The organism is Mycobacterium lehmannii (genome assembly GCF_001499925.1).
Taxonomy (GTDB): domain Bacteria; phylum Actinomycetota; class Actinomycetes; order Mycobacteriales; family Mycobacteriaceae; genus Mycobacterium; species Mycobacterium lehmannii.
This window is the reverse complement of record NZ_LQIR01000040.1, coordinates 1-13,045: the sequence shown is the minus strand read 5'-3', so window position 1 is coordinate 13,045 and position 13,045 is coordinate 1. Positions and strand designations below refer to the sequence as shown.

12 protein-coding genes are annotated in these 13,045 nt (G+C 62.8%); 10 read left to right on the top strand and 2 right to left on the bottom strand.

What is annotated here, in order from left to right:
* The first annotated feature begins 247 nt into the window (after positions 1-247).
* The 5 genes from AU192_RS19210 (at position 248) to AU192_RS19190 (ending at position 4,354) form a co-directional block, all read left to right on the top strand.
* Positions 248-466 carry a hypothetical protein gene (locus AU192_RS19210; protein WP_064399072.1) on the top strand — a complete coding sequence of 73 codons (219 nt, stop codon included), beginning with the start codon at positions 248-250 and terminating at the stop codon, positions 464-466.
* 141 nt (positions 467-607) lie between these two features.
* Complete coding sequence (locus AU192_RS19205; RefSeq protein ID WP_207544957.1) at positions 608-817, top strand: helix-turn-helix transcriptional regulator; 210 nt, start codon at positions 608-610, stop codon at positions 815-817.
* A 90-nt stretch (positions 818-907) separates the two neighbouring features.
* Positions 908-2,989 carry a DNA primase family protein gene (locus AU192_RS19200; protein WP_064399070.1) on the top strand — a complete coding sequence of 694 codons (2,082 nt, stop codon included), beginning with the start codon at positions 908-910 and terminating at the stop codon, positions 2,987-2,989.
* Between the two features lie 451 nt (positions 2,990-3,440).
* Positions 3,441-3,989, top strand: a complete 549-nt coding sequence (locus AU192_RS19195; protein ID WP_133148046.1) for a hypothetical protein — start codon at positions 3,441-3,443, stop codon at positions 3,987-3,989.
* Complete coding sequence (locus tag AU192_RS19190; RefSeq protein WP_064399067.1) at positions 3,986-4,354, top strand: hypothetical protein; 369 nt, start codon at positions 3,986-3,988, stop codon at positions 4,352-4,354. Before AU192_RS19195 ends, AU192_RS19190 begins: the two co-directional genes overlap by 4 nt.
* 61 nt (positions 4,355-4,415) lie before the next feature.
* On the opposite strand, the gene AU192_RS26295 is transcribed toward AU192_RS19190, so the two are convergent.
* The gene (locus AU192_RS26295) at positions 4,416-4,655 is read right to left on the bottom strand and encodes a CDGP domain-containing protein (protein ID WP_423202713.1); all 240 of its coding nucleotides are present in this window, start codon (positions 4,653-4,655) and stop codon (positions 4,416-4,418) included.
* 161 nt (positions 4,656-4,816) lie between these two features.
* Here AU192_RS26295 and AU192_RS25590 point away from each other — a divergent pair, with 161 nt between their 5' ends.
* From AU192_RS25590 to AU192_RS19175, 3 genes are read left to right on the top strand one after another with little or no spacing between them, the layout of a single operon-like run.
* On the top strand, positions 4,817-5,068 hold the full coding sequence (locus AU192_RS25590; protein ID WP_133148045.1) for a hypothetical protein: 252 nt from the start codon (positions 4,817-4,819) through the stop codon (positions 5,066-5,068).
* The gene (locus AU192_RS19180) at positions 5,065-5,319 is read left to right on the top strand and encodes a hypothetical protein (protein ID WP_064399065.1); all 255 of its coding nucleotides are present in this window, start codon (positions 5,065-5,067) and stop codon (positions 5,317-5,319) included. Before AU192_RS25590 ends, AU192_RS19180 begins: the two co-directional genes overlap by 4 nt.
* Complete coding sequence (locus AU192_RS19175; RefSeq protein ID WP_082695074.1) at positions 5,316-6,926, top strand: terminase large subunit domain-containing protein; 1,611 nt, start codon at positions 5,316-5,318, stop codon at positions 6,924-6,926. The genes AU192_RS19180 and AU192_RS19175 overlap by 4 nt, the downstream gene beginning before the upstream one ends.
* A gap of 1,028 nt (positions 6,927-7,954) precedes the next feature.
* On the opposite strand, the gene AU192_RS19170 is transcribed toward AU192_RS19175, so the two are convergent.
* Positions 7,955-8,614, bottom strand: coding sequence for a recombinase family protein (locus tag AU192_RS19170; RefSeq protein ID WP_341271760.1), 660 nt, complete (start codon positions 8,612-8,614; stop codon positions 7,955-7,957).
* Positions 8,615-9,181: 567 nt separating this feature from the next.
* Between AU192_RS19170 and AU192_RS19165 the strand changes: the two genes are divergently transcribed.
* Entirely contained in the window at positions 9,182-11,986 is a 2,805-nt protein-coding gene (locus AU192_RS19165) for an MrcB family domain-containing protein (protein ID WP_133148044.1), read from the top strand.
* A gap of 200 nt (positions 11,987-12,186) precedes the next feature.
* Positions 12,187-12,975, top strand: a complete 789-nt coding sequence (locus tag AU192_RS25190) for an McrC family protein (protein ID WP_165593322.1) — start codon at positions 12,187-12,189, stop codon at positions 12,973-12,975.
* Positions 12,976-13,045: the final 70 nt, after the last annotated feature.

Below are 13,045 nucleotides of genomic sequence, written 5' to 3'. Positions count from 1 at the left end.
CCGGCAGACTGTTCCTTCGGCATACCTGCATCCTCGTTTCCAAGGTCAGGAGCCTCCAACATTTCCAGGGCGATTCATCTGAGCCATCGAGCGACCGTCTCGCCAACCCGGCAGATCCGGGCAATGACGGGAGCACATCGCCCGCTGGGCCTGGTTACAGGTCCGCGCAGGACGCCCGAGGACTGTGACGCTCAGCGGTCCGCATCGGTTCTGGCCTGCGAAACCGCCCATCAGCGGAGGTTTCGTCATGGCCACACAGTCCCTTTCTCCCGCAGTTCTTGATGAGCTGCTGACGCCCCAGCAGGTCGCCGCCTACCGCGGCACGACGACCGGCGTCTTGGCACAGGAGCGGTTCAAAGGAGTCGGCCCGAAGTTCATCCGAGACGGCCGACGCATCCGGTATCGCGCCAGCGACATCCGCGCCTACATCGACGCCAAAACTGTCGAGACCGGGTCGGCCCGATGAATCAGCCGGATGGAACAGACGGCCATGTTACGCAATTACGTTGTCTGACAATGCTCTTAAGACACAGCGGAGTCATGCCACTGTGCAGCGCCGAAACATAACGTGCCCAGCATCTTGTCCCCCGCAACAGAGGAGCCCATCGTGGCCGATCCCGTCACCGTCATTCACCTGCTGGATCCGCCTGCGGCGGCGCGCTACATCAACATGAGCCCGGAGACGATGCGCGTCTGGCGCAGCACCGGCACCGGCCCGCCGTTCATCCGGATCGCGAGCAACCCTGTGCGCTATCGCGTTTCGGATCTCGATGCCTGGCGCGACGGGCTGCGGATCTCCACTGACGACCAGGACTGAGCGACTCCAGAAACGACGCACCGGCCCGGAGATGGCCTCTGGCCGGGCCGGTGCTGTCACCGCGATTCCTATCACCCAGAAAGGAACACCATGAAGTCTAGCGACACCAGAGGCACCGATTCCGATTCGTCAGAGGCTGAATCGGTTGAACTCGCCGAACATCTCACCGGACAGTATCTGCTCGATGTCACCGACTCTCCGGCGACGATCCGAGTCAGCGAGTTGTTTGGTCGAGACCTCGCGGACGCGCTGGTGACATGGCATCGGCAGCAGATCGGGCACGGTCGCTACCCGCTCGATCGTAATGGCCAGGAAACGCCGAACCCCTGTGTGGCGGACCTGCTGGCTGTGCCGGTCGAACCCATCGCGGAGTTCCTCGCTGACCGTGGGATCGGTATGCCGACCCTGGCACACCTGCGGAAATGGATCGAAAAGGATCTCGAGGACGGCGGCGAAGGTATCGACCCGGAGCTCGAGCTGTGGCGTGCCCGCGAGGTGGCCGACCCCGATCTTGCCGCGGACCCGGAGAATCCCACGGAGCCCCGGATCTGCGGTGTCCCGTTGTCGACCTACGACAAGTTGCAAGCTGATGAGCAGCGCAAGGTGCGCGATGGTTTGGTGATCGCGCCGCCGCAGGCGCCCACCTTCACTGCACGGTGGCTTGCGCGGCACGTTTTCACCGCCCGCCACCGGGTGCCCGGGCAGCGCCGCCGAGCATGGATGCGCACGTTGGTGCGCATTGACCAAACTTGGTATCAGTACGCCGTGCCAGGGGCCGGCGGGCCGGCACGGTGGATCGCCCGCACCGATCCCGAGTGGATTCGAGGGCGGCTGCGGCAGGCCTTGAGCGGCATGTTCTACGTCAAGACGCGACAGCTCCAGAGCGGCAATGCGTACTCGCTGAAATCGTGGAACCCCGACGACAAGGGCCTGACCCAGGTCGCCAACGCGCTGGCCGACCTGTTGTCGGCCGGAACCGGCACCCAGGCTCGTGAGCTTCCCAACGCCTACGGCGAGTACTTGCAGGTCTATCGGGGCGGTGCGCGGGTGTTGTGCCGTAACGGAGTGCTCGATCTCGACACCGGCGCCCTGACACGCAACTGCCCCTTGTGGTTCTCGCTGTCGATGGTCAACGCTAACTACGACCACACCGCTGACCCGCACGGTGAATGCGAATGGCTGCGGATGCTGCGCGATCAGTGGGCCGACGACCCCGGCGCGATCACCTGTCTACAACAGTGGTTCGGGTACGTGTTGACCGGACGCACCGACCTGCAGAAGTGGATGCTCGTCATAGGCCCGAGTGGCAGCGGCAAGTCCATCATCGCCGACGTGCTGGGCACATTGCTCGGCGTCGTCAGCGCCACCAAACTCGACACCCTCAACAGCCAGTTCGGTTTGCAGGCGTTGTACGAGACCGGCGCGACGCTGGCGGTGATGAGCGACATCCGGTTCGGCGCGCGCGACTCCAACACCGCCGTCGGCAATCTGCTAGCCATCACCGGCGAGGATGAGGTGACTGTCGAGCGCAAGTACAAGACGGCGGTGTCGGCGAGGCTGTCCGTGCGCTTCCACGGGTCGGCAAATGAGATGCCGCGCTGGTCGGACAACAGCAGCGCCCTGCAACGGCGCGCACTGATCCTGGAAACGTCGCGCGGGTTCCGTTACACCGACGACGACGACCCCGGCCTCAAACGGCGCATCCTCGCCGCTGAACTCGGCCAGGTGCTGCGGTGGGCCGTCGAGGGCCTGGCGCTGCTCAACGCCAGCGGGGGCCGGTTCGCCCGCAGCTCCCACGCCGACGAACTCGACGCCGAGCTCTCGGAGCTGTCCTCGCCCGTGCGCACGTTCGTCAACGAGTGCTGCGAGATCGGCACCGCCGAGGACTTCGTTGACCTCAAGCCGCTCTACACCGTCTGGCAAGGCTGGGCCGAGACCAACAACACCGGCAAGGGCATGAGCCTGAACAAGTTCCGAGCCGCCCTTAAGGCGCTCTACCTCGATCCGGTGAAGCCGGGCCAGAAGAAGCTACCTGACGGCAAGCCGGGCAAATGGGCGGTCGTGTGGGGCATCCAACGCGCACAGACCACCGTCATCAGCAAGGGTCTCAACGGGGTCATGGTGCACAGCGTCGTGTCCACCGACCCCCTCGGCGACCCCTGGACGAACTAGGCGACCGAGGCCACCGTAGATGGGTTACCGGCCCCCGAAACCGGGTTACCCGACCGGGTTACCGCCATCGGGCGGTCCGCGCCCGGCCCCGGCGGGCGGAGTCAACCCCCCCCGTGCGGGGCACCAACCGGGTTACCGACACCGGGGTAACCAGGTGGTAACCCACCTGGTGGTGCAACACCCCAGAGTCTGCACGGCGGCGAATATACGCAGGCTGTGGAGCATATTTCGCAGCCCCAGTCCCACTCGGTAACCCAGGTAACCCAGGTAACTCACACAACTATTCACTCGCGGGAGGGAGAAGTATTTCCATATAGGGAGCTGGTTTTGGCATGTAACCCGGGTTACCTGGGTTACCTGGGTTACCGCGTCGGTGGGATCCAGATTGGCGGTGGCGCACAGCCTCTAGATCGGTGGCCTCGAACAGTTAGCTGGCGGTGATAGGCCAACGTTGAAAGCGCCCGCGCTCGCGCCCGACCTCTGCACGTCTTGCGTATTGAATGCGGATATGGCTCCAGTGATGCCGCACAGGGACTCTCGTGCCCGAGCAGAACAAGCGTTTCGTCTGCGCAGCCTCGGCTACACCTGGCGGGCGGTGGCCGACCATCTCGGGTACCGCAGTGCAGGAGCGGCGCAAACGGCCGTGAACCGGCACATGAACCGGATGCCGCCGGAATCATCGGAGGCTGCACGCAAGTCGATCACCGAGCGGCTCCAGATCACGAGCACCGTCCTGGCCGAGCGTCTCTTCGCAGCCCGCGAGGACGGCGACGACGACCGCCTAGTGGCGGTGTCGCGGGAGCTGCGGAACACGACGGCCGAGCTGGCCAAGATCAACGGGCTTAATGTTCCTGTCGCCCAGCAGGTCGACGTGAACGTCTCGCACACGGCAGCCGAGGCGGTGAACCGGTTGGAACAAGAGCTACTTGCCATCGCGGCCCGACGTCAGCCCGTAATCCCGATCAGTCCCAACATCATCGAAGGCGAGGTAATCAAATGACGACCACCGAGGACGTCATCAGGGCAGCGGCATCGGTCGGACGAGATGCCGCCGAGGGCCGGTTGTCGCCGGCCGAGCTGGACCAGGAGGTAGCCGACCAGTGCCGCGCGCTGTTTGGCATCGTCGCCGGGCCGGATGATCCTCTCTGGCCGCTTCATCAGGACATCTCTCGGCAGTCGATCGCGGCCGGCGCGTTGTCGGCTGACGAGCTGTCCGAATGGGCGGCGGTGATCCGGCGTCGGGAGGCTGTGGGGACCGTAGACGCCTCGGAGAGATCCGCGGGCACCGATGCCTCTAGCGAAGCCGATTCGTCAGCGAGCGAACCGCTCAGCCCCGGGAATCTTCGGCCCGAGGTTGACGGCTGACCCAATACCGTTACGGCGCAGGACAATGCCGCCGCAGGCGGCGCTATCAGGTCGAGTCTGTCTATCCGCCGATGTGGTACTGCGGTGCCCACGGGTAGGGATCAGGCCCCGGTCCAACCCTGTAGCAGTTCGACCCACCGATCCATCCGACTCCGGAAGTCCACATCGGCTGGTTTTCAAAGCATCGTTGCCATGACCCGTCTGCCTGTACTGGTCCGTCGCAGTAGGAAACCAAGGGCCGCTGCTCGCACCCTGGAGGCGGTGGTGTTGGCCATGCGCTGGCGGGCGCCGCAACTCCCATGCCGGCCGAGATCCCCGACGCGGCCATTGCCGTGACGACGAGTGCGGATCTGATCTTCACTAAACCCCCTGAGACGAAATACCGCCTGATACATCGTTCCCACTGCGACTCGGCGTTACACGTCGCCGGGTCAGTGCATGGCGTTCTGACACGCTAAATCCGTGACTATTACAAATCGTGACCCCACCGTGGGTTACGCACACCCGAGCAGCAGACCGGCGTCGTCTTGGCGCGGACGCCTTGCGGTGATGGCCAGCCGCGGCGAGGTCGACGGGCCCCGTGTCCGGGAAGCCCAGCGCGCCCTGGCCTGGCATCGGTTGAACGCGGTGATCAGCGCCGAGGCTGACGCCAGCTACCTGGACCATGCCGACGCGGACCAGCTCATCGAGACCGTGACGGAGGTGCTGCGGTGACACACACGATGACCGACGCTGAGCTCGACGCCGCGATTCTCGACGCTCTACGAGCCACACCAGACGGCTGTGGGTGGTGGGCCGACATTCGGTCCCAGCTCCCCGACGAACGGTTCTGGCCACCCATCACGAGCTTGGTCCGGTTGATCGAACGCGGCCAGGTGGACACGGTCAAGATCAGTGGACGCGACTACGTGTGTCTGGCCATCGAGCTGCCGCCGCGTCGGCCTCGGCGGAGAGGTCCAGCATGAGCACTGCGCTGCGCACCCTGGTCGCGGTCCTTGGCCTGACCGCGCAGCGTGCCCGGCGCCGGCCGACGAGCCCGGCCGAGCTGGCGAAGCGAATTATCCCCGAGTACCGGATCACGCCGACCATTGCGTTGATCAGCGACGCCATCGCCGATGCGGTTACCAATCCTGACCGCCGGTACATCATCAGCACACCGCCCAGAACGGGCAAGAGTGTGTTGGTCTCGCAGGTCGGTACGGTGTTCGCGTTGTCGGCGAATCGCGACGCAATGATCATCACGAGAAGCTATTCAGATGCGCTTGCGGAGGAGCATTCCAGGGCAGCTCGGCGCTTGATCGAGGATCACGGCGAGCTGTTGGGGATAGCGTTGTCGAGCGAGAAGGCCAGCGTCAGCCGGTGGCAGCTCGCCAATGCGCGTGGTGGTCTGCTGGCCGGCGGAATCCTGTCGGGTGCGACGGGATTCGGTGCCGACCTGCTCATCGTCGGCGACCCGATCAAGAACAGCGTCGAGGCCGACAGCGCCGCCTATCGGCGCCGGTTGTCTTCGGAGTTCAGAGCGAGTTTGTTGAGTCGACTGCACCCGGGCGCATCGGTGGTCATCGTCGCCACCCGCTGGGCCGAAGCCGACCTGTCTGGCGAGCTGCTTGCCGAGGACGGAACGCGCTGGACCCACATCAACGTGCCGGCAGTCAGCACCCCGGGGGTCCCGGACGCCCTGCACCGCGAACCCGGGGTGAGCATGACGACGGCGCTCGGTGAGCGCACAGCAGCCGACTTTGATGAGATCAAGCGGGCGGTGGGACCGCGCGCGTGGGCCGCACTGTACCTCGGTGTACCGAGCACACCCGAGGGCACGCTGATTCGGGCCGATTGGCTCGATGCGCACCGCTTGCCGGCTGCGCCACCGCGCCCGATCAAGACGGTGGTCGGTATCGATCCGTCCGACTCGGGTTCCGGCGATAACTGCGGGATCGTGGCCGCCAGCGTGGTCGGTGATGGGACGGTGGCGGTGATCGCTGACGTATCCGCACCGCTGACCTCTGAGCAGTGGGCTCGAGCCGCCGTCGAGCTCGCCATCGACACGGGCGCATCGGAGATCGCCGTCGAGGGATTCGCAGCCCGTCAAACCTACGTGCGCGTGGTCAAGCATGCGCTGGCCAGGTCCAAGGTGAGCCACCCGATCAGGGTCTCCTCGTGGCCACCGAAGGGCTCGGGACGAGGCGGTGGCGATACGCTCGCGCGGTCATCTGCGCTGCTGCAAGGTCTGGAGGTCGGCACGGTGCGCATTGCCGGGCACCTGCCCGAGTTGGAGGACGCCGCAGTGGGGTGGCAGGCCGGCCAACACCAGCCCGACCAGATCGCCGCTCTCGTCGTCGCCCACGACGTCCTAGTGCATAGCCTTACGCAACGGGTGACTTTTACTAACCCGGCGGCGCGGGGCGGGCTGCGGGATAGGAAGCGTGTGGCGCCATGGCCCATCGAACAACGTCTCGGCCTGCGACCCGGCATGGCTAGCGTGACTCCCATCAACCGCCGACTGACCCGGCGAATCAGCGGTGGCGGGTATGACCCACTGGCCGCACCGCGGCCAACCATTCGCGGACTGTGATGCCGCCTATGCCGATGTTGCGCGAGCGGGGCGCTGACTTGGTCGCGCCCTCACGCGGGACGCCAGCCGGTACCCGGACGGCGGCTAGTGGCGGTCATCCCGCGTGCCTTTCGCTGTTCGAGCGTCGAGCTGTCAGCAGGGATGTCAGTTGGCCTTGCGGGCTACCAGCACTCGGCACAGCGTTGCGCAGATGTCGCTAAACAGCTAACTCTGCTCATCGCTCGTCACCACCCCCGTCACCCGCCGCGCCCAGAAATGAAATGCCAGTTAAGCGCGCTATCCTGTGGGTACAGGGGGAAGTGTCAGAAGCTTGAGGGGGAGAACCGGTGAGACCAAGCAGAACCGGCAAATGCGAAGACTGTGGCCACTATCGCCGCCTTACGTACGGGAACTACTGCACACACTGCGGCAAGAAGCAAGAAAAACTCAGCTATATCCAACCCAAGACACCCAAGAAAAAGAAGAACGAGGCGCCGAAGCAGAGCGCGAAAGCTGTATATCCTGTCCGACCCGGAACGAAGGCAGAAACCTGCAGCGAGTGTCAAGGCTTCTATGCACTTGATGACGCCGGACTGCTGAAAGAGCACACCGCCGAAGCGACTGATGACCCGTGCCCGGGAAGCGGACAACCACCAGCACGAGCAAGAGTCGGGTGGTCCGACACAGAAACGACGAACAGCGTGCCGACCATAAGCGGTGGACTCCCGACCCTCGGAAAACACCACCGGTGAGGGCTACGACCGGCGAGTAACACCTGAGTCGACCGTGCGTGACGCCGATCAGTTAGTGGCCACCGCATCGTTGGAGGCGGATACGACCCACTCGCCTACCCCCGCACGCCGAGGGGGAGCTCTTGATCCACTCGGAGGTGCTGTCGGCCGACCCCACGGAGCACCCGTAGGGCCGGCCGACATTCGGCCGCCATGACCGCGGGGGCGCCAGCCGATACCCGGACACGTCGACGGGCGGATACTGGCGGTGACCCCGCGGCCTACCTCTGTGGAGTTTTCAAGGTTCACGCAGTGAAGTCAGTTCGCGGACAGAGCAGCCCGCAGGCGCGTTGCTTCCTGGCTTTCGATGACGACGCGCACGGTCGAGGCGTGCCAGCGGCCACCGGTCGCGGTGGGTATGGCATCGGCGGTCAATTCGGCCGCAATAGCACGCAGCGATGTGCCTGCCAGTCGCGCAGTGACAATGCGCGTGACCACCGCGACCGGCAGCGCGGAAGGGCGACCGAGACGCACACCTTGGGATCGCTTGATGGCCAGGGCCTCTCGGGTGCGCTGAGAGATCAGGCGACGTTCCAGTTGGGAGAACACGGCCATCATTGAGGCGGTGGCTTCACCGGCTGGGGTGCTGGTGTCGATGGCCAAGTCACAGGTGACCAGCTCCCATCCGCCACGCCGGGCGCGTTCCATCAGCTTGGCGGTGTCCAGCACCGAACGAGAGATTCGATCGAGCTTGGCAGCAAGAAGACCAGCGGCGTTGCCCAGCTCGACCGCGGCGACGGCAGCGGCCAGTCCCGGGCGGTGCTCGATACCCTTGCCACCGCTTATGCCTTCGTCGGCATGCCAGGACACGACGGTCCAGCCTCGGCGGTCCGCCTCTGCACTGATAGCCGCGCGTTGCGCATCGAGCCCGGCCCCCGAGGTCACCTGCTCATCAGTCGACACCCGCAGGTAAGCCACGACTGTTCCGGGAGCCGCGGTGCGAGTGCGACGGCGCGGTGTGGTCATGCCCCGGCGCCGAAGCTGACAGTGACGGGCACGGCGCGCCCAGGGAAGTTGCTGTCAATCACTCTCGGGGCGAACATAATTCGACCGATTTGTGTACGCATGGCCTGAAAATACCGTCCGAGTCCATCACAATACGGCTATCACCTACACGGGGCCGACCGCGCGCAAAATCATCACAATATTGGCCTTCGAAATCCGGACTCTGCCGTCCACCTCTGCGCACTCGTGCGCGCCAGATCGGTTGCACGACAATCCTTTCAGGAACCTGGACCGGGCCGTCACGCGACTATCGCCTCTTCGCTCGGACGTCGCGCGCCCGCCCGCGAGGGACGCCTGCTAACCCGCCGGACAAAATTCGGCGGCGTGTCGGGGGACGCGAGGACTCCTCGCACCTCTGAGCGGGCGGCTATTGAACTTGGCGCCATCTGCCACAGACCACGCAAATCGCCGCTATCAGTGACACACTTGAGAGCGGCCTACGACAACGCAACGCTCCCGAGCGCCTCTAAGATTGTGGGAGTGATCAGTACCCGATCCGCCGATGACGTATGGGCCGAGATCCAAGCGAAGTGCCGCGAGAAGCAAGCAACAGGGCAACCAATTCGGACGCTAGTTGAGGAGACTCCCAACTACGTCGTCGATGTAGGCGACTCCTGGATTGAACGTCGGTCTGAGCAACCGAGATCAGACACCGGAATAAGCAGGATTCAGCGGGTGACCATTGAGAGCATCTGGAGAGACCTAGTTGAGAGCGGGAAAGCACAGTACACGGGTCCTTATCGATTCGCGTGGGCACTTGTCGGTCGACTGATCGACGGCGTCGGATTCGAGCGCGACCCCTTTCGCCTGGTGCTCGTCGACCGAGAGGCCGCAATGAGACCGTTCCGCATGCTGTCTTCCGACGGCGACTCACTCGACAGTGTGTTGCGTCGAGTGATGAAGGAGCTTCAGGGACGGTCCGACGGTGGCGAGCAACTCGATACTGAACTGAATCGCCTGATCACGGTCGAAGGCCCTGAGTTGTTAAGTCGGGCACTTCAGCACGGTTCGCACATCAAAGGCTCGACTGGTATCGGTACGACTGCGGACGTTCCTTGGATCGGCGTCTTCCCGCCGGGAGCCTCGACCAGCGCACAGATCGGCTGTTACCTCGTCTACCTGTTCGCGAAAGACGGCTCCAAGGTCTATTTGAGTCTCAATCAAGGTACCGAGTCCTTGCGGGGAGGGAGGCCTCCGCTTCTGAAACGCGCGCTGGACATACGGACTGTTTTGGGATCCCATGCCTCAGACGAGAGATTCAAGGTCGAGATTGACCTGCACTCAAGCGCCCAGCGACCTCAGAAGTATGAGGCTGGGTCAGCCCTGGCAATCGAGTATCTCTACGACGAAGCGAAGATCGACGCCGATCTCATCGCTGATCTAAACGACATGTATGAACTGCTACTCCTCGTCGTTCAAGACGATCCACCATTAGATCCATTAATTGAGCCCACACATGCGGTCTTCAAGTGGAATGCCGAGGTTCGGCCGTCGACCATAGAAGACCACCGCTCGATTGCGCAGCGTGAGGGTTCTGTTTGGTGGGGTCGGTTCGCGGGCGCGGACTCGAGCCGAATTCCGCAAAAGCGCATGGATGACCTCAGAGAGCAGATCGAAAACGGCTATCCGACCTACGCCTTTCTACATCGACGCGGAGAGATCTGGCGCACCTCTCTTCTAGAAGTGACCGACGATGAAAGCCACGTATCCGGTGACAGTCGATTCCCGGGTTACTACTCCCCCCAGCAGTGCAACTTCTTTGTACGGATATGTGACTTCGAGCGGCTCACACCTGACTGGCCACTCGAGCATCTCGTGCTTGCATCGAAGCCCGACCCCCTCTCTACGCCAGGGGCTCTCAGCAATCAAACCACTCCTATCTGGGTCTTCGAGCGGTTCGATCCGAGCGACCCTGACCGAGGGCGTCGTCCCCATCACGAACGGTCAACATCTGCCACCGCGGACCTTCCGGATAACTTACCGGAGAACAGAGTTTGGATCTTCCAGGCCCACCCACGGAGGTACGACCTGGTCGGCTTCCTGGAGCAACCGTCCACTCAACCGGGATCAGTGGATGCATGGGCGCTGCGACAATATGCAAAAGAGATCAACGACGGTGATACAGTCCTGCTCTGGTCGGCAGGCGAAAAGGCAGGCATCTATGCCACGGCGACAATTTTGGGCTCGCCATTCAATCGGCCGAAGCAGTCCTGGGAAGATGCGGACGCTCCCGACAGTAGCTTGGCGATCAACTTCCGACTAGAGCATTTGCTGGTAGACAAGCCAGTGCTACGCCAGGACCTGCTTAACCACCCTGTGCTCAAAGACCTATCCATTATTCGCCAGCCCACGGGCACGAACTTCCCTGTAACGGAGGAACAGTGGCGGGCGCTTCGACCACTTGTCGAGCCGTCAGAGACTGATGATCTCGTTACGTCACCGGCCGACCCGTCCATAGATCTCGATTGGCTGATCCGCCAAACCCTATGGCACGATGAGGAATTGACGGAAGTCATCGACACGTTACGAGGGCGCCGACCCCAAGTCATCTTCTCAGGGCCGCCAGGCACTGGCAAGACCTGGGTCGCCGAAAGAATTGGGCGATACCTGACGGAGGGCCGCGACGATGCGGTTCATGTCGTGCAGTTTCACCCGACGTATGCCTACGAGGACTTCGTCGAAGGGCTTCGGCCAGTAGAGCGGAACGGTCAGGTGGTGTTCGAGGTGGTGCCGGGACGTCTCATGAGCGTCGCACGGCAGGCCGAAAGCGTTGATCATCCAGTCGTGCTAATAATCGACGAGCTAAACAGGGCCAACATTCCGAGCGTCTTCGGCGAGCTTCTCTACCTGCTGGAGTACCGCGACAAAGGGATCGGGCTTCTGCACCGCGAGCGCTTTGCGCTGCCCCCCAATCTCTACATCATCGCGACGATGAACACTGCCGATCGCAGCATCCGGAGCATGGATACGGCGCTGCGCCGACGATTTGACATATTTGACTGTCCTCCTCGTTTGGACATCATCGATCGGTTCTACGCGGCCGGAAACGTAAATAGCATCCAGGATTTGAGTTCTGGACTCGGCGCCCTCAACGACCGTCTCGTCGATCAACTCGACCGTCATCACACCATCGGCCATAGCTTCTTCATGAACTCGAAGTTCGGGCCTACGGAGCTGCGACGAACCTGGGACCGACGAATCAAGCCCCTCATCGAGGAATACTTCTTCGATCAGACCGGCATGGCAGATGCCTTCAACCTTCACGATTTTTGGCCGAGCGCGTAAACCTTATGCGTACGGTTTCTCTAGTTGAGTCGACGTCGCAGACGGTAAGTCTGAGCCCCACGCAGGCTAGCCAACTGGCGGCTATTGGACGGACGCTAGCCTCCGACAGCTCTTGGTGGGGAGAGTCCGACGATTCAGATCTCTTGACTCGAAGCGTCGTTCGTTGCGAACAACTTGACAATCAGAGGTTCAGAATCGCGGTGAACGACGCTATCGGCGTCATCGGGTTAGGCGATGTACAGCTTGTCGTTCAACCCAAAATTCCCCTCGCACATCTGGTGTACCTGTTGGAGAACGCCAAACAAGTACCACGGGGCTCGACCGAACGCGCCCGCCTAGAAAAGCAAGACTCTTTCGCCGACCTAATCATGCGGTGGTTCATTACTGCTGTGGAAAAGCTCTTGCGGCTGGGGCTCGACCGAGATTACGAACGTATGGTCGGCAACCTCACCTTCGCACGAGGCCGATTGCATGCTCTTGCGACTTCACGCTCCATCCTCGCAGGACGCCCCCTCATGCGTTGTGAGTTCGACACGTTCAGCGAGGACACGAGCCTGAATAGGCTTGTGAGAGCGGCGGTGTTACAGACCTTGTCGCGCAGCGCGCTACCTATCGATCTTCGGCGACGGGCAAGGGCAGTGTCTCAGCGGCTGAGCGGAGCGGGTCCTTTGCGGGCTCAAGATCGAGTCGTCGAACCCGACGCCCGAACAGGGCACTATCGCGATGCGCACATGCTGGCGTCGATGATTCTTTCGGGAAGTTCTTTGTCACTTCACGGAGGCGAAGCGCCGGTGTGGACTTTTCTCTACCGCACACCCGAACCTGTGGAAGAAGGAGTTCGCGGCGTTCTACAGCGTCGTCTAAGCCCTATGATCGAGGTCACGAAAAAGGGCAAGAAGCTCGCCGGTTCGAAGGGCCGCTTGCTGAGGCCCGACCTCGTTTTCGGCGATGACGTAGCCGTCGGAGATGTCAAGTACCAAGTTGGCTAGTCCCCGTTACTGAGTCCGCCCGGTTCTAGAGTCGGGTTGGTTTGATCCGTTCTCAGCTGATGCTGCAGGC